Source organism: Clostridioides sp. ES-S-0190-01, assembly GCF_020658275.1.
Lineage (GTDB): Bacteria > Bacillota > Clostridia > Peptostreptococcales > Peptostreptococcaceae > Clostridioides.
The window spans coordinates 20286-38268 of sequence record NZ_JACVWA010000039.1 but is presented as its reverse complement, the minus strand read 5'-3'; the positions used below and the strand labels follow the sequence as shown (position 1 = coordinate 38268).

20 protein-coding genes are annotated in these 17983 nt (G+C 27.4%); all 20 read left to right on the top strand.

Annotated elements, in window-relative coordinates:
- Positions 1-125 precede the first annotated feature (125 nt).
- The 20 genes from IC214_RS14105 (at position 126) to aroF (ending at position 17875) form a co-directional block, all read left to right on the top strand.
- Positions 126-374, top strand: coding sequence for a hypothetical protein (locus IC214_RS14105; protein ID WP_255612780.1), 249 nt, complete (start codon positions 126-128; stop codon positions 372-374).
- A 164-nt stretch (positions 375-538) separates the two neighbouring features.
- The gene (locus tag IC214_RS14100; RefSeq protein ID WP_227831171.1) at positions 539-1930 is read left to right on the top strand and encodes a UbiD family decarboxylase; all 1392 of its coding nucleotides are present in this window, start codon (positions 539-541) and stop codon (positions 1928-1930) included.
- A gap of 123 nt (positions 1931-2053) precedes the next feature.
- Positions 2054-3523 (top strand): VanW family protein, encoded by a 1470-nt coding sequence (locus IC214_RS14095; RefSeq protein WP_227432783.1) that lies wholly within the window; start codon positions 2054-2056, stop codon positions 3521-3523.
- 64 nt (positions 3524-3587) lie between these two features.
- Complete coding sequence (locus IC214_RS14090) at positions 3588-4181, top strand: GAF domain-containing protein (protein WP_227432784.1); 594 nt, start codon at positions 3588-3590, stop codon at positions 4179-4181.
- Positions 4182-4362: 181 nt separating this feature from the next.
- Positions 4363-5712, top strand: coding sequence for a tetratricopeptide repeat protein (locus IC214_RS14085; protein ID WP_255613196.1), 1350 nt, complete (start codon positions 4363-4365; stop codon positions 5710-5712).
- Between the two features lie 180 nt (positions 5713-5892).
- Entirely contained in the window at positions 5893-6264 is a 372-nt protein-coding gene (locus IC214_RS14080) for a CidA/LrgA family protein (protein ID WP_227831170.1), read from the top strand.
- Positions 6257-6946, top strand: a complete 690-nt coding sequence (locus IC214_RS14075) for an LrgB family protein (RefSeq protein ID WP_227432787.1) — start codon at positions 6257-6259, stop codon at positions 6944-6946. The genes IC214_RS14080 and IC214_RS14075 overlap by 8 nt, the downstream gene beginning before the upstream one ends.
- A 511-nt stretch (positions 6947-7457) precedes the next feature.
- Entirely contained in the window at positions 7458-8324 is an 867-nt protein-coding gene (locus IC214_RS14070; RefSeq protein WP_227432788.1) for a YitT family protein, read from the top strand.
- Positions 8325-8569: 245 nt separating this feature from the next.
- A complete protein-coding gene (locus tag IC214_RS14065) occupies positions 8570-9379 on the top strand; it encodes an MORN repeat-containing protein (protein WP_227432790.1) in 810 nt (269 codons plus the stop codon).
- A 159-nt stretch (positions 9380-9538) separates the two neighbouring features.
- The gene (locus IC214_RS14060; protein WP_227432791.1) at positions 9539-10603 is read left to right on the top strand and encodes a CAP domain-containing protein; all 1065 of its coding nucleotides are present in this window, start codon (positions 9539-9541) and stop codon (positions 10601-10603) included.
- 27 nt (positions 10604-10630) lie between these two features.
- Complete coding sequence (locus IC214_RS14055) at positions 10631-11350, top strand: polysaccharide deacetylase family protein (protein ID WP_227851656.1); 720 nt, start codon at positions 10631-10633, stop codon at positions 11348-11350.
- Positions 11351-11374: 24 nt separating this feature from the next.
- Positions 11375-11959: an anthranilate synthase component II gene (locus IC214_RS14050; RefSeq protein WP_227432795.1), complete on the top strand. Its 585-nt coding sequence runs from the start codon at positions 11375-11377 to the stop codon at positions 11957-11959.
- Position 11960: 1 nt separating this feature from the next.
- Complete coding sequence (gene pabB / locus IC214_RS14045) at positions 11961-13310, top strand: aminodeoxychorismate synthase component I (protein WP_227432797.1); 1350 nt, start codon at positions 11961-11963, stop codon at positions 13308-13310.
- Positions 13300-14040, top strand: a complete 741-nt coding sequence (locus IC214_RS14040; protein WP_227432799.1) for an aminotransferase class IV — start codon at positions 13300-13302, stop codon at positions 14038-14040. Before pabB ends, IC214_RS14040 begins: the two co-directional genes overlap by 11 nt.
- Positions 14041-14076: 36 nt before the next feature.
- On the top strand, positions 14077-14778 hold the full coding sequence (locus tag IC214_RS14035; protein WP_227432800.1) for a hypothetical protein: 702 nt from the start codon (positions 14077-14079) through the stop codon (positions 14776-14778).
- A gap of 25 nt (positions 14779-14803) precedes the next feature.
- A complete protein-coding gene (folE, locus tag IC214_RS14030) occupies positions 14804-15376 on the top strand; it encodes a GTP cyclohydrolase I FolE (RefSeq protein WP_003429416.1) in 573 nt (190 codons plus the stop codon).
- 66 nt (positions 15377-15442) lie between these two features.
- Positions 15443-16234 (top strand): dihydropteroate synthase, encoded by a 792-nt coding sequence (gene folP, locus IC214_RS14025; RefSeq protein ID WP_227831166.1) that lies wholly within the window; start codon positions 15443-15445, stop codon positions 16232-16234.
- Positions 16235-16244: 10 nt separating this feature from the next.
- Positions 16245-16610 (top strand): dihydroneopterin aldolase, encoded by a 366-nt coding sequence (gene folB / locus IC214_RS14020; RefSeq protein WP_227432804.1) that lies wholly within the window; start codon positions 16245-16247, stop codon positions 16608-16610.
- The gene (folK, locus tag IC214_RS14015) at positions 16603-17109 is read left to right on the top strand and encodes a 2-amino-4-hydroxy-6-hydroxymethyldihydropteridine diphosphokinase (protein ID WP_227432806.1); all 507 of its coding nucleotides are present in this window, start codon (positions 16603-16605) and stop codon (positions 17107-17109) included. Before folB ends, folK begins: the two co-directional genes overlap by 8 nt.
- On the top strand, positions 17090-17875 hold the full coding sequence (gene aroF / locus IC214_RS14010) for a 3-deoxy-7-phosphoheptulonate synthase (protein WP_227432807.1): 786 nt from the start codon (positions 17090-17092) through the stop codon (positions 17873-17875). The genes folK and aroF overlap by 20 nt, the downstream gene beginning before the upstream one ends.
- The last annotated feature ends 108 nt before the right edge of the window (positions 17876-17983 follow it).

Here is a 17983-nt window from a genome sequence, read left to right as displayed (position 1 = left end):
AATGACAATAATAATTGCTATTTTTTTACTAATTTGGTATAGTAATGGATAAGGGGTAGTGTCAATATTAGTGATTATACGAGGTGATTGGATTGAAAAAAATTCTAAGAATTTTAGTTATCTCCATGATGATATGTTTTGCAATGACTTTTGCATTAGTATTAATAAATTCAGTTATGGGAGTACATGTAGGATTGGATTATTACTTTTTAATGGCGAGTGTGCTTACAGTATGCTTGACTACAGGAGTTGTTTTATGCAATGCTAGAAAAATATTTGCTAACAAAACTATACATACAACAAGAATGAAAAATGTCAGTGCTAATAAAAAACAAAAAAGTCATTCTAGGGATATAAAGAGAAAGATATCATAATTTATGTAAAGGAAATATTTATGTATAAAATAATGATTGGTAGGTAAAATAAAAACACGATTTAACTTGTGTTTTTATTTTTTTTCAGGAATTATGATATAATAACCAATAAGAAATTTAGTTTATCATAAATATAAATATTGCTAAATAGAGAGGGAACTATAATGAATTTTAGAGATTTATTTGAAAAAACTGTAGATTTTATTGATGAAAAAAGAAAATCTATAGTAGCAGTTTCATTATCAGCATTAGGCATACTTGTTTTAATCATAGTATTTTTCTTAAGTAGTAATGAATTTAGTGTAGGAAATGAAGCAAATGAGTTGTTAAAAATTGTAGAGAAAAGACAATACTCTATTGCTGTGGATTACTATGCAAGTGTAGATAAAAAGTTTTCTGATTCAAAAATGGAAAGGTTTAATAAATCCATTTCTAAAAAAATAAATAAATTATTATTAAATAGTGGTGACAAATATTTAGATGGAGATATAAGTCAAGAAAGTTTTATTGGATTAATAAATACAGTAAAATCATTAGATAAAATAAATATAAATGTAGATGATTTAATAACTCAAGCTAATAGAGTTGGAGAAATGTATAAAGAAGAAAATATTACTTACAATGTGGCAATTTCTTACATAAATACTATTTCAATTTTAAATGGTATAGGTGGCAACTTAGATGTATACAAGCAAAATGTAGAAACAATTAAAGAATCCAGAGATGTTTATGACTCTGCAGTAAAAGACCAAAAAGTATATAAATATTATGATGCTATTGAAAAATATAATAAAGTATTAAAAGAAGACGAAAAATATTACAACCTAGCTCAAAACGCTAAAAAACAATGTGTTGAAGAAATGTATGATTACTATATAAGTAAAGCAGAAGAAGCAAACACTTCTGGTGATTATGAGAAAGCATTACAGTATATAGACTATCTAAAAGAAGACTATTCAGACGATGAAAAGGTACAAAGTTTAGAGAAGAAATATAAAAAGAATTTATCATTGTATACTTTAACATCTGATGACATTATAAATATAATCTCTAAAAAAAGTGGGAAAGAAAAGGCAAATCTATCTATAAACTCACTTCCACAAATGGTAAAAAACGATAAATACTATTATGCTGAGGTATATGAGTATGATAAATTAATAAATGAAGTTTTAATAAGTGCAAAAACTAAAGATTTATATTCATATAAAGATGGTAAAAAAGATTATAAGGTGGACTATGGAGAAGGATATTTTAGAATATTAGAAGATGGAAGCTATCAATTTGGTATTACTAAAGATAAAGCTAAATTTGTGTTGACTAATACTCTTGATGAAAAAGAAAATAAATACAAAAAGGTTGATATATTGGATATAGAAAAAGCTGATAAATATGTAAAAAGTAAAAAAAGTTTAGAAGAATTATTTGGAAAACAAAAAAATATTTATTATTATGCTGTAGTAAACAAAGGTTTATTTAGAGGAAAAGAAGTTTATGCTATCAACATATACAATGAAAAAATATATTCTATATCAGAAAAAGGATTGAGTGAATATTAGTTATTTATATTGATAATGTTAAATTATTATATAATTAAAAAGTTTTTGGGTTTTTAAGGCACATTATGTAGTAATATAATAGTAGGTGTATATAAATAATTTTATTGTAAGGAGAAGTAAGGGATGATTAATGTGAACAAAAAGCTAGTTATAGCTATTGGAGCTGTAGCATTATTATTAGTAATATTTGTAGGTATAATGTGTATGCAGTTTAAAGGGGAGAAAATAGCAAAAAACACATATGTTAATAGCATAAGTGTTGGAGGATTAACTAAATCTCAGGCTAAGCAGGAATTAGCTAAAAAATACAATTTAGATAATGTTGAATTTAATTACAACGATAGAAGTTGGAAAGTTAAAAGTCAAGACCTAAATTTATCTGCTGATTTGGATAAAACTGTAGAAAATGCATATAATTTAAATAGAAAGAATGGTTTCTTTAGCAACCTATCAAAAACTATTTCAGCAAATTTTGGTAAAAAGAGTAATTTAGTAGTAGTAACAAATTATGATAAAAATAAGTTAAAAACAGAAATGGAAAAAATAGCTAAAGAAATAGATGTAGAGGTAAAAGATGCAACAATTGATATAAGTAGTGATAAGGTAAAGGTTGTACCAGATTCTGATGGCCTTAAAATGGATATTTCTAAGAGTATGAATAGTTTTGACAGTCAGATTAAAAAAGGAAAGTATACAAATAAGTTAGTGGTAAAAGCTACTTCAGCAAAAATAAAAAAAGAGCAACTTGCTAATATAGACACAAATTTAGGTAAATATGCAACAACATTTAAAACTTCTCAGGTAAATAGAAGTATAAATATAAAATTAGCAACAGATAGTATAAGTAATATTTTACTTATGCCAGGAGAAACTTTTTCGTTTAATGAACATACAGGAAAAAGAAGCAAAGCGAATGGCTACAAAAGTGCTCCTGTTATAGTAGAGGGAGAAATGGAAGAGGATTATGGTGGAGGAGTTTGTCAAGTTTCATCAACTCTATATAATTCTGTTTTATATGCAGGCTTAGAAATTACTAATGTAAAAAATCATACTATACCATCAAGTTATGTTCCAAAAGGAAGGGATGCCACTGTTGCAGACAGCGGAATAGATTTCTTATTTAAAAACAATCTTAAGCATCCAATTTACATAAAAAATTATGTTTCAGGAAATCAAATTGTTTGCAATATATATGGAAGTGCAGAGGATAAACAAAATATAACAATATCAACAAAATTAGATGGAGTTTCACAAACTACAATGAAGAGGGTCAATGATTCTTCAATGCCTAAAGGAAAAGAAAAAGTAGATAAGAGTGGAAGAAATGCATACTCTGTATCAACATATAGAACATTTAATGATGCAAATGGCAAGAAAATTAAAACTGAAAAAATAGCTAATTCATATTATCCTAAGAAGGAAGGTATTATATTAGTTGGAACTATGGAACCAAAACCAGAAGAAAAGCCAAAGACAGATGAAAATAAAGATAATCAAAATACAAATAATCAAAATACAGATAATAAACCAAAACCAGAAACACCACCAACTGATAATAAACCTAGTGAGACACAACCACAACCACAAGCTTAAAGTTCTCAAGAATAGGATTTATGTAGAGTATTAAAAAATATAAATCTAAATAGGAGGGATTACTTTGAATTTAAATAATATAACTAATTACGTTCAAAGTATTTGCGAGAATATTTCTAATGTGTTAGATGTAGATGTTACTTTAGTTACAAAAGATTTGACTAGGATAGCAGGAACAGGAATATTCAGAGGTAAAATAGGAGAAACAATATCAGAGAAATCTGTGTATTCTCTTGTTTTAAAAGATGGAAAATCCTATGTTATAAATAAGGAAATAGAAGAGAACTGTAATAAGTGTGCAAATAGAGAAAACTGTAAAGAGTTAGCAGATATCTGTACTCCTGTTAAAATGGGAGAACATATACTTGGAATATTGGGTATAGCTGCATTTAATGAAGAGCAAAAAGAAAAGATACTTTCAAAAGATAAGGAATTAACTGCTTTTGTAAGGAGTATGTCTGATTTAATATCTTTTAAATTGGATGAACTATACAAACAAGAGGTTAAGACTATGGATGACCTTGAAAGAGAAGCTATAGAAAATGCTATCAAAAAATATGGCAGTAATACAGAAGGAATGAAAAAAGTAGCAGAAGCATTGAATATAGGTATAGCTACTCTTTATAGAAAAGTAAAAAAATTCAACATTAAAAGTTAGTAATATTGTAAAAAAGGTAACCTTTTCATAAAAAGAATTGGATTACCTTTTTTATTGTGAGAATAATGGCAAAAAATGTATAGTTTTGACTTGACATATTAAATATGTTATCTTAAATATATATTTTGAAGTGGAGGTGATTATTATTTTAGTGAAAGATATAAAACAAGATATAGAAAACATGCCTAGAAAAATTTTAGATATATCTTTGATAGAAGAAAATAAAAGCGATTTAACTTTTTTTAACATAGAAGAAGAAGATGGTGATGAGACACTAAAAGCATTAAAACAAAGCTATGTGACTACTAATTATAAAGAAGAGACTCTTTTAAATTTACAAGGAGCTTTGAAGTCAAAGTCAGACACAACATCAAAGGAGTTGAAATTAGAATCATATAAGAGGTACAATAATGCATTGGACTTAGCGTATAAAGACTATATAACTAGTGCTGTTAATATGGTAAATAAAGCTTTAGAAATAAATCCTAAAGATATTGATATATTAAATCTTAGAGGGCTTCTAAAGTTATTAAAATGCGATTTTGCTAAATCATTTGAAAGTTTTTATACTGCTCTATGTTATGAAAATAATCATATATCAAGAAAATATGTTAATTTAATTTCATCTGAAGATTTCAAAACATTTTTAGGCAGATACAATCATTCTATAAGGTTTATAAATGAAGAAATGAATTATGAGTCAATACATATTTTGGAGAATATAGTAGAGGAAGAACCACAACTAATAGAACCATATGTAATCTTATCTTTATTGTATGATAAACTAGGTAATGTAAAAAAGAGAGAAGGATATTTGGATAGACTCAAAGAGATAGATAAAGATAATCCAGTATTTGAAAAAGAAGAAGAGAAACCAGAAGATACAAGTAAAAAAGAAGAGGAAAAACGAGTTAAAAAGAAGAAGAAAAATAGCTTACCATATATTATATTTGCTTGTATTGTAATTGCAATGGGTGTATATTTTATTCAAAGTAAAAAGAGAATAGAAACCTTGAATAATCAGATAAGTAAGAAAGATGAGAAGTTAACTGAAACTGATAAAAAACTGGGTGAAACAAATAAAGAATTAGAAAAAACAAATAAAGAGTTAGATGAAGCTAAAAATAAAGAACCAGAAAAAGAAATCACTGTAGCTAATGAGGAAGACTTATACTATAAGGCTTTAGATTTAAAGAAAAATAAAGAGTATGAAAAAGCGATAGATAGTTTCAAAAGTATAGTTTCCTCAGGAAAAACTAAAAAATACATTTCTGAATCAATATATCAATTAGCAATAACAAATAAAGCATTGAAAAATAAGGATGAAGCTATAAAGTATTATAAGAAGTATATAAATACGTATACTAAAAATGACCAGTACTATGATGATTCCTACTATGAGTTAGGCATGCTATATTATGATAATGGAGATTTAGAAAATGCAAAAAAAACTTTTTATAGTTTAAGAAGTGAAGTTCCAGATAGTATGTATAACAATTCAAAAATAAAAGAAATTTTAAGCAAAAAATAGATTTATATAATTAAGTTTTTTGAAACAACCAAGTATGTATTTTATTAAATTAAAATAAAAATAAATTTAAAGAGAGATTGTATTAAATCATAACTTTCTATTTGAAGAAAGATATTTGCTTGTTTATAAGACTACAAATATATGGTTTGAAACAATCTCTTTAGTTTTTGGAGGTGGAAAATGAAAGTTTTCAATCAATTAGTAATAATTTTATGTATATGGGTAATAGGAGAGTATATAAGCTCATTTATACAAAGTGTTATACTTATTCCTGGGAGTATAGTTGGCATGCTATTATTATTCATATTGCTACAATTTAAAGTGTTGGATTTAAGCAGTATAGAAAATATAAGTGGATTTTTCCTTGATAATATGGCTGTATTTTTTATACCAGCGGGAGTGTCTCTTATAAAATCACTAGACCTAATAAAAGAAAATGTATTAGTACTTTTACTAGTTATATGTCTAAGTACATTAGTAGTAATGTACACCACTGGAATTATAGTGGAAAAAATGATAAAAAAGAAGGAAGAAGGACAAAAGAATGTATAATGTATTACAAACACCAGTATTTGGTATAATAGTAACAATCGTGTTTTTTAATTTAGGGAGATACATTCAGCGAAAAACAAATAATCCTATATGTAACCCTATGTTAATTGCTATTGTAGGAATCATATTATTTCTAAGCATAACAAAAATTCCTTATGAAAATTACAAGATAGGAGCAGATAGCATAAATTTCTTTTTAGGACCTGTTACAGTAGTGCTTGCAGTTCCACTTTATAAACAGTTTGAATTATTTAAAAAGCATATGCTTGAGATTGTTATAGGAATAGGTTGTGGTATAATAATTTCTTTTGCATCTGTATTAATAATTGGTAAAATAGCTAATTCAGATGTAAGTATAATAAACTCTCTTATTCCAAAATCTATAACAACACCAATGGGAATATCTTTAGCAAATTCTTTAAATGGTGTAGAGTCAATAACAGTAGTAGCTATAATTTTTACAGGTATTTTTGGTGGGATGGTTGCTTCTACTGTATTTAAACTTGGAAATATAAATCATCCAGTTGCTAAAGGAATTGCACTTGGGACATCAGCACATGCTCTGGGAACAACTAAAGCTTTTGAACTTGGAGAAGTAGAAGGAGCAATGAGTGGAGTTTCTATTGGGGTTTCTGGTACGATTACAGTAATATTAATCCCAATTATAATGAATTTTATGTAAAAATATAAAGTAACAATAGGCGTCTTTGAATACTTAAAACAAAATAAAATAAAAAAATTTTAAAGTAAAAACTGAATGGAAAAATTGCAAATAATGAAATAAAAAAATCATGTACTGAAATTATAAAAATAAAAATTTCATTTAAAACTTAATTATGAATAAAGAATTATATGGTTAAGTTTACTAAAATACTATAAAAATAAATATTTAAGAAAAAATACTATAAATTTACTATATTGCAAGTTGCATAATATATAGTATCATATTGTGCTAGAAGAATTTTAATTTGGAGCATAAATGAGAGAATTTAAGTACTTTGAAATTTTGGAATATAAAAAAATGCACTAGACATATATATAAAAGATACTATAATAGATGATGTAATAGATGACAGTTCAAGAAACTCTATGAAAAAATTTGCTTGAAATATTATCTATTACATCAGTAATAATATATATAAAAGTAAGTTTTTAAAATTCTAAAGATTTATAAGAATTGAAGGGAGAAAGAAATGAGTGAAGTTAAGAATACCCTACAAAAACATCCAGCTTTAAGATATTCAACAATGCTACTGGGGATGTTGATGACATCTATAGGAATAAATGGGTTCTTAAGACCAGCACATCTATTAAGTGGAGGTGCTACAGGTATAGCAACATCTATAAACTATTTGACAAATATCAATGTGGGTCTATTAACATTTTTAATCAATATTCCAATATTTATTTTAGGTTTTATATACCTAGAAAAAGAATTTTGTATTTCAAGTTTATTAAATATGATTGTATTTTCATTATTATTAGGTGCAACTCAGGAAGTAAGTAATATCATACCTATCAATGATATATTGCTTCAAAGTGTGTATGGAGGTATATTATCTGGTTTAGGAGTTGGTATTGTATTTAGAACTAGGTCTTCTCAAGGTGGTACAGACATTATAGCTGCAATACTAAAAATCAAGAAAAATATAGAAATGAAAGATACTGCTTTAGCAATAAATGGTTTGATAGTACTTACAGGAAGCTTTTTATTTGGTTTAGATTTAGCATTATATACTCTCATAGGATTATTTCTAAATGCATATTCAATGACTTTTATTAAAGATGCAATGAATTATCAAAAATCTGTTATGGTAATGTCAACTGAAGTCGATTTGATAGCAGAAGACATAATGAGAAGTTTAGTTAGAGGTGTAACTTTCTTGGATGCAGAGGGTGCATACACTCATCAAAAAAAGAAGATTATATATACAATAGTTGCATCAAGTGAGATACCAAAGATAAAGGATATAGCTTTAAAATATGATAAAAAAGCATTTATATCTGTAAATGATGTTACAGAGGTAAAAGGAAGAGGATTTAAAGCAAAAGACTTATAAACTATAAAAATATAAGCTGAGGGTTTGTAATATGTAAATTTATATATTATAGTCCTCAGCTTCTTTTATTTAAAAATATAATAAATATGGTTTATTTACTATTTGTGTATCACTTTAAAAGAGATTATTTTAAAATTAAAATTGAAAAAATTACTCAATGTGTAGAAAACATGACCAGTATTAGGATATAATAAATTTAATAGATTTAATAAAATATCTATGAATAACGTTGGAGGAATGGCATTATGAATTTATCTAAAGAATATGTTGATTTGTATGATAATTATTTAAAATATATAAATGAAGTAAATAAAGAGATTAAGAGCATAAAAAATATGAAAAAACGTGTTTTAAAAAAGGGTGATTTTGCATCAGAAAGTGAAGTCTTGGAATTAGAAGGAAAAACAATTCGTGATATAGATGATGTCGATACAAAAAAGCCAAAAAACAAAATATATAAATTTTCTAATGGAGATGTATATGTAGGAAAGTTTTTAGAAGGAAAGATGGAAGGTCAAGGTTCATATACTTTTTTTGTTGATGAAGGAACTGATATGGAGTACATAGGAGAATTTAAACAAGATAAAAAAAATGGAAAAGGAAATTTTGTATTTTCAAACGGTAATGAGTATATAGGTTATTTTGAGGAAGACATGATGAATGGCATTGGGAATATGCTCTATAACAGTAAAGATGAATATATTGGAACTTGGAAGAATGGCAAAAAAGATGGAAAAGGTATTTATAAATGGAATGATGGATGTATATATGCAGGAGAATTTAAAGGTGGAAAGATGGAGGGATATGGTATTTGTTATAATAGTGAAGGAGAAATACTTTATGAAGGAGAATGGAAAAATAATTTGATTCATGGAAAAGGAACTTACATATGGTCAAAAGGAAAGAAGTATGTAGGAGAGTTTATGCATGGTAAAAAACATGGTCAAGGTACTTTTTATCTAAATAATGAATTAGTTTATGAAGGAACTTGGAAATTTGATAAGCCATCTATCTTTGATAGAACTTTAGATGAAATATTTTCATTAAGATTGTAGCTTTATCTATTAATAGGTAAAGCTTTTTTATAATACTTATTAAATAAAAAACATATAAAGAGATGTTAATAGGATTTAATTAGTATATATTATCAGTATTAATACATGATAATGTATATATTAGAAATTTTTAGTGAAGCTTTTTAAAGGAGGAATATATTGAAAAAATTAATTGCTTTAGTATTAGTAATACTTATTGTTTTATTTTATAGTCCTGAATTATTGAGAGAAGTAGATGATTTGAAGGAAAAATTTTTTCAAAGCGAAATATGGAATGAGTTTTTAGATAAAATAAACTTAAGTGATAATTCAAAGAAAAAGGAAGATGAGAAAAATCAAAGCTCACAACTAAATAATAATGGAGAGAATAATTTAAACGAGACTAATATAAAAAATTTTGAAAAACTAAATTTAGGAGAAAACTTAAATCAAGTTTTAGCTAATATTGGAAAGCCTGGTAGAATTGATACTAGTGAATATGGATTTGACTGGTATGTATATAATCAATATGGAAAAGATTTTGCAATGGTTGGTGTTGAAAATGATGAGGTAGTTGCACTTTACAGTAACTCTATGAACTCATGTGAAAATCAAGATATAAAAATAAATCAAGATAGACAAACAGTAAGAAACAAGATTACTCCATTAAAATATAAGAAAAAAGGAAATACTAGATATATAATAAATTCAGAAAATCAATATGATATAATAAATAAGGAAGGTAAATATATTACAATTTTCTACGATATTCATGAAAAAAATAGAGTTTGTTCATATTTAATAATTGATAAAAGTACAGAAGATGAGTTCAAAGAATTATATCCAACTGATAAAGAAGAACTTAAAAAATGCTTTGAATTTGAAATTATAGACCTTGTAAATAGTGTTAGAAATCAAAGAGGATTGAATTCACTAAGATACAGTGAGCAAGCCACTTTAAGTTCAAGAAAACACAGTGAAGATATGAGAGATAATAATTTTTTTGACCATATAAACAAAAAAGATGAAACTCCTTTTGATAGAATGAAAAGAGAAGGAATAATATATACTTCAGCAGGAGAAAACATAGCAGCAGGACAGATTAATGCAATATATGCACATGAAGCTTGGATGAATTCAGAAGGACATAGAAAAAATATTTTGGGGAATTATAATAATATTGGAGTTGGAGTAATATTTGGAGGAAGTTATAAAACGTACTACACTCAAAATTTTTATAAATAACTAAAATATTTGAAAGGAAGTTTAAAAATGACACCAGGGAAAAAAAAGACAATATTTAAGAGTTTAATAGCAGTAGTCTTGTTTTGTGGAATAATACTAATAGCCAATTTTAGTAAAGTTTCTGCTTTAATGATGGAAACGAATGAAAATATTTTAATTAAACATGGTTCAAGGGAAAAGAAACTAATAGCAATTACCTTTGATGATGGACCTCATCCTAAAGAAACTGATCAAGTTTTAGATGTGTTAAAGAAGTATAATGTAAAGGCTACATTTTTTATAGCTGGAAAACATGCACAGTGGTATAAAGAACCACTGGTAAGAGCAAGTAAAGAAGAGCATGAAATAGGAAATCATACTTTTAATCATCCTGATATAAGCAATTTAACTTCTAGTCAAATTGAAGAGGAGATTGTTAAGTGTGAAGAAATTTTAAAGAAAGTTACTGGAAAGAAACCTACATTATTTAGACCACCATTTGGGAGTTACAGAGAAAAGGATTTAGTAGAAATTGCAAAAAAGCATAATTACAAAGTAGTTTTATGGACAGGTGTAGATGTGAGGGATTGGAAAAATCCTGGAGCTAATAGTATCGCAGATAAAATAATTAATAAAGTACAAAATGGAGATATAATACTTTTACATGACTATGCAACTGATGATACAGTCAAAGCTTTGGATATATTTATTCCAAAGATGATAGAAAAAGGTTTTAAGTTTGTTACAGTTTCTGAATTAATTAAATAATTTTTTTGGGGGGAGATTTATAGTATGATTCTCATGATAGACAATTATGATTCTTTTGTGTATAACTTAGTACAATACATAGAAGAATTGGGGGAAACAGTTATAGTAAAAAGAAATAATGAAATAACATTAAGAGATATTGAAGAACTAAATCCAGAGATAATTGTGTTATCTCCAGGTCCATGTTCTCCAAAAGAAGCTGGGGTTTGTATAGATATTGTTGAATATTTCAAAGATAAGAAGCCTATACTAGGAATTTGTTTAGGTCACCAAACTATTGGACATGTTTTTGGTGGTAACATAATAAAAGCACAACAACCTGTTCATGGAAAAGTATACAGTATAAACCATAGTAATAAGGGAGTTTTTAGTAGTCTTAAAAATCCTTTAAATGTTACTAGGTATCATTCGCTTATAATTGATTCTGATACAGTTCCAGATGAACTTGAAGTTACAGCAACAACAAGTAAAGGTGAAATAATGGGAATTAGACATAAGAAGTATTTAATAGAAGGAGTACAATTTCATCCAGAAGCTATTTTATCAGAGTATGGTCATGAAATGCTGAAAAACTTTATAAAAGAAGCTAGGGAAAGGATACATAGATAAAATGATAAGAGAAATAAAAACTAAATTAAATTCTTTTGAGATATTTACTATTTTTAGAAATGAAAATGATAGTTTTATATTAGATAGTGCTATGGACAAAGAAAAGTTAGGAAGATATTCTTTTATAAGTAGCCAGCCATTTAAAGTGTTAAGATATAAAAATACTGATGAAAATCCATTAGAAAATTTGAAAAAAGAATTAGATAAATATAAAGTTGTAAATAAAACTGACTTACCGTTTATAGGTGGAGCTGTAGGATATTTGTCTTATGATTTGGGAAATTATATAGAAAAATTACCTAGAACTGCTATAGATGATATTGAGATGCCTGATATGTATTTTGGATTTTATAACCATGTTATAGTAATAGACCATTTGAAGGGAAAAACTTACATAGCCACTCCAGATATAGATATAAAAGTAGAAGAAAAAATAATAGCTGATATAGAAGAAAAAATATTAACAGGAGAGAAAAAAGGAATAGATAGTATATGCTATCAGGAAAAAGATGTAAAACCTATTCAACTTAAATCTAACTTTACAAAGGAAGAATTTAAAAATGCAGTTGGAAATGTTAGAGAGTACATAAGACAAGGTGACATATATCAAGCTAATTTGACACAAAGGTTTAGTGGGGAAACAGAATTGACAAGTTTTGAGTTATATAGAGATTTAAGAAGATTTAGTCCAGCACCATTTGGAGCATTTTTAAATTTTGAAGAAGCACATATCTTATCAAATTCTCCAGAGAGATTTATAAGATGTATTGATAAAAAAATAGAGGCAAGACCAATAAAAGGCACTCGACCAAGAGGTAAAAATAAGGAAGAAGATTTAAAGCTTCAAGAGGAACTTAAAAATAGCGAAAAAGATAGAGCAGAGTTACTTATGATAGTGGATTTAGAAAGAAATGATATTGGTAGAATATCCAAAACTGGAAGTGTCAAAGTTCCAGAGTTGTTTGTAATTGAACCTTATGCAAATGTAAATCATCTGGTTTCAACAGTTGTAGGTGAACTAAAAGATGATAAGGATGCTACTGATATAATAAAAGCAACTTTTCCAGGTGGTTCTATAACAGGAGCACCTAAAATTAGAGCAATGGAAATCATAGACGAACTGGAACCAACACAGAGAAATGTATATACTGGTTCAATTGGATATATAGGTTTTAATGGTGATATGGATTTTAATATAGCAATTAGAACTATAATAAAAAAAGACAAAAAAGTATACTTCCAAGTTGGAGGAGGCATGACTTGGGATTCTGACCCAGATGAAGAATACCAAGAAACACTAGATAAAGCAAAATCTATAATGAAAGCCTTGAGGGGATATTATGAAGAATAATTTAAGCTTTAATAGTAGCTTGAGTAAATTTGGAATTGGGTTATTTGAGACTATTAAAGTTAAAGATGGTATAGCTATAGATTTAAATACACATATAGATAGGATGCTCAACTCGATAACATGTTTGGATTTGAATATAAATTATGAAAAGCGATTTCTAATAGATGAAATTATTAAATACATAAAAAAAGAAAATATTATTAATAAAGCACTTAGGATTACCGTTTTTGATGAAGGTTACAATATATCTATTAGAGAAATTCCATATAATAAAGAAGCATATAATAAAGGTTTTAAATTGACTATATCTCCTATAGTTAGGGGAGATAGCCTAATTTATAGACATAAGACTACTAATTATTTTGAAAATATATATACTAAAAATATTGCAAATAAGAATGGATACAATGATGGTATATTTATAAATTCAGATGGTGTGATTTTAGAATGTTCTATGAGTAATATATTCTTTATAAGAGGAAGTAAAGTATATACACCCAGTAGTAAATTACCAATTTTAAATGGAACAATAAAAAAAAGGATTATAAAGATTTGTGACGAATTACATATAGAGTTGATGGAAAATGAAATTAACATATCAGAAATTAGTAGTTTTGATTTTGTTTTTGTCACAAATAGTCTTATGGGAGCAATGAAAGTTACAGAAATTGACAAGACAGAATTTGGCAAAGAAAATATTATTTTTAATAAAATAATAGAGTGTTTGTAATAAATTAAAATATTAACAACTTATTGGAGATAAGAGATGGCAAGTCATACTTATAAAGTATATAGTGAAAATATTAAAAAAATAATAGACAATCCAAATACATTAGCAGTATTTCTAGTGGGTTCTAGTAAAGATGTAGATTTTAGTTTTTATAATGTAGAAGTTAATGATATTGATGTATTCGTTTTTGTAAAAGAAGGGGAAAAACAAGAGCGAGTACTGTTTGAACAAAAGGGAATAGAATTTGATATAAATTATTTTTCAAAAGATGGTGTAAAAAAATTATTGTCAGATAGAGAGTACTTCTTTGTGAAAGAGATGAAGGATGCTAAAGTACTATTTGATATGGAGAATATATCCAATACTATAAAAGATATGAGCAGAGATATTTACTTAAAAGGTCCTAGCAAATTGTCTTTAGAAGAAAAGTCTTTTTTAAAACAAGATATTGAAACAAAAATATCAAAGTTGAAAAATAAAGAAAAATTTGATGTTTTTGAATATCATTTTTTGACGAATTTATATTTAAAAGATATAATAATTGGGTACTTTAATATAAATGATAAATGGGTACCAAAAGATAAAAAATTGCTAAAAGTTTTGAAAAAAGAAAATAAGGAACTTTTTAACCTAGTATCAAAGGTAAGTGAAAGTTATGACTATCAAAAACTTTTAGATGTTTATAATTATATTTTTAAAGAAATTGAGACAAAAAAGATTATAAAATTAATCTTCTAGTCACGAGTCAATGGGGGGAGTTTAAATGAATAAAGTAGATAAAGAAAAAATACAACATGCAGTAAGAGAAATATTAGAAGCAATTGGTGAAGACCCAGATAGAGAAGGTCTAATAGAGACTCCAAATAGAGTTGCTAGAATGTATGAAGAGATATTCTCTGGTCTTAGTGAAGAACCAAGAGACCACTTAAAAGTTCTTTTTGCAGATGAAAAGCATGAAGAACTAGTACTAGTAAAAGATATTCCATTTTATTCATGCTGTGAGCATCATTTGGTTCCTTTTTTTGGAAAGGCACATATCGCTTATTTACCAAAAGGTGGAAGACTTACAGGGCTTTCTAAGCTTGCTAGAGTAATAGACACATTAGCAAAAAGACCTCAATTACAAGAAAGAATTACTAAAAATGCAGCAGACATAATAATGGAAGAGTTACAGCCATATGGTGTTTTAGTAGTAGTGGAAGCTGAACATATGTGTATGACAATGAGAGGTGTAAAAAAGCCTGGTTCAAAAACTGTTACATCAGCAGTTAGAGGTATATTTGAAAAAGATATTGCATCAAGAGCTGAGGCTATGAGTTTAATTACTATGAAGTAGTAAATTATTGTAGATAAAAATCGTTTGATAAGATATAAATTTTAATTTAAGGGAGTGTCATTAACTGTGTTTGATTATGGTAAAAGAACTTATATAATGGGTATATTAAATGTAACTCCAGATAGTTTTTCTGATGGAGGAGACTTTAGTAATTTAGACATAGCAATAAAACATGCAAAAGAAATGGTTGAACAAGGTGCTGATATAATTGACTTAGGTGGTGAATCTACACGTCCAGGTCATAGCTATGTGGATTCAGAGGAAGAACTAAGAAGAGTAATCCCTGTGATAAAAAAACTTAAAAAAGAATTAGATATACCAATATCAATAGATACTTACAAGGCAGATGTTGCAGAAGAAGCTCTAAAATTAGGTGTCACTATGGTAAATGATGTTTGGGGGCTTAGAAGAGATAAGAATATGGCTTCTGTGGTAGGAAAATATGATGCAGAAGTATGTATAATGCATAATCAAGATGGGACAAACTATGACAAAGATATAATGGAGTCAATAAAGGACTTCTTTAAAGAGAGCATAAAAATGGCAATAGACTGTGGTGTAAAAAAAGAAAAAATAGTTCTTGATCCAGGGATAGGGTTTGGGAAGACATTTGAGCAAAATATAGAAGTATTAAGAAGATTAAATGAATTGAAAGAATTAGACTATCCTATTTTACTTGGAACATCTCGAAAATCAGTAATAGGGAAAGTACTTCCAGTTGAACCTAAAAAGAGATTGGAAGGAACAATAGCTACTACTGTACTTGGAATAAGAGATGGTGTAGATATAGTTAGGGTGCATGATGTTTATGAAAATTTAATGGCAGCTAAAATGACTGATGCAATATATAGAAAGTAGGTGTAGTATAATGGATAAAATATTACTTAGTAATCTAGGATTCTATGGATATCATGGTGTGCTTAAAGAAGAAAATTTTCTAGGTCAGAAATTTTTTGTCGACATGGAACTTTATGTTGATTCAAGAGAAGCAGGACTTAGTGATGATATAAATAAATCTGTAAACTATGCTGAAGTTTATAGTGTTGTTAAGGATATTACAGAAAATAAACAATTTAATCTTTTGGAGGCTTTGGCAGAGAACATTGCTGAAGAAGTCTTAAATAAATTTAACCTTGTAAATGGAGTTATGGTTAGAGTTAGAAAGCCAGAAGCTCCTGTAAATGGAATTTATGACTACTTTGGTGTTGAGATAAGGAGAACAAGAGATGAATAAGGCTTATTTGGGAATAGGGACGAATATGGGCAATAGATTTGATAATCTATCAAAAGCATGTGAACTTTTGAGAGATAGTGATTCTATATATGAAGTAAAAGAATCAAAATTATATGAAACAAAGCCATGGGGATATACAGAACAAGCAGATTTTCTAAATATGTGTGTAGAGATAGAAACAGAGTTTGAACCTTATGAGTTGTTAGAATATTGTCAAAAAATAGAAGAAGAATTGCATAGAGAGAGAATAGTACATTGGGGTCCAAGAACTATTGATGTAGATATACTATTTTTTAATGATGTAGTTTCAACTGATGAAAGATTACTAATACCACATCCAAGGATTCAAGATAGAGCTTTTGTTTTGATACCACTTATGGATTTGAATGAGGAACTTTTAATAAATAAAAAATCAATAAAAGAATATTTAAATCTCCTATCTGCTAAAGAAATAGAAGAAGTAAAGGAGCTTGTAGGTTATGAGAAAAAACCTATTTAATGATAATTCAAAGATAGTGATAAATACAAATAATAAAGAAATAACTGTAAAAGAAGATAAACTTGTAATAGCTGGGCCATGTGCAATAGAAAGTTATGAGCAACTTTTAAAGACTGCTAAATTTGTAAAAAGTCATGGTGCAAATATTTTAAGAGGAGGAGCATATAAGCCAAGAACATCACCAAACTCATTTCAGGGATTAAAAAAAGAAGGTCTTGAAATATTAAAAGCAGTTAAAGAAGAGGTTGGGATAGCTGTTATTACAGAACTTATGGATATAAGAGATATGGATGAATTATATAGTATCAGTGATATAATTCAAATTGGCTCAAGAAATATGCAAAACTTTACTCTTTTAAGTGAAATCGGAAAACAAAATAAGCCTGTTATGTTAAAAAGAGGAATCGCATCAACAATTACTGAATGGATAGGTGCAGCAGAATATATAGCAATAGAAGGAAATAGTAACATTATAATGTGTGAGAGAGGTATAAGAACATACAATGATTATACTAGAAATACATTAGACTTAGCAGCTGTACCGATTATTCAAAAAGAAACGGGACTTCCTGTTGTAGTAGACCCAAGTCATGCTACTGGAGTTAGATATTTAGTAAAACCTATGTCAATGGCATCACTTGCATGTGGAGCAGATGGAATAATGGTAGAAGTTCATCCAGACCCAGAAAATGCTCTATCAGATGGGATTCAATCTCTCTGCTTTGATGAATTTGAAGATTTGATGAAATCAATTAGTGTTTATTAAAAAGAGGCAAGAGCCTCTTTTTTATTCGTGATAGTTTTGATGTAAATTTATAAGATAATAGATATATAATTTAATAGTTAGATTATTTGACATAAATAAAAATCTAAT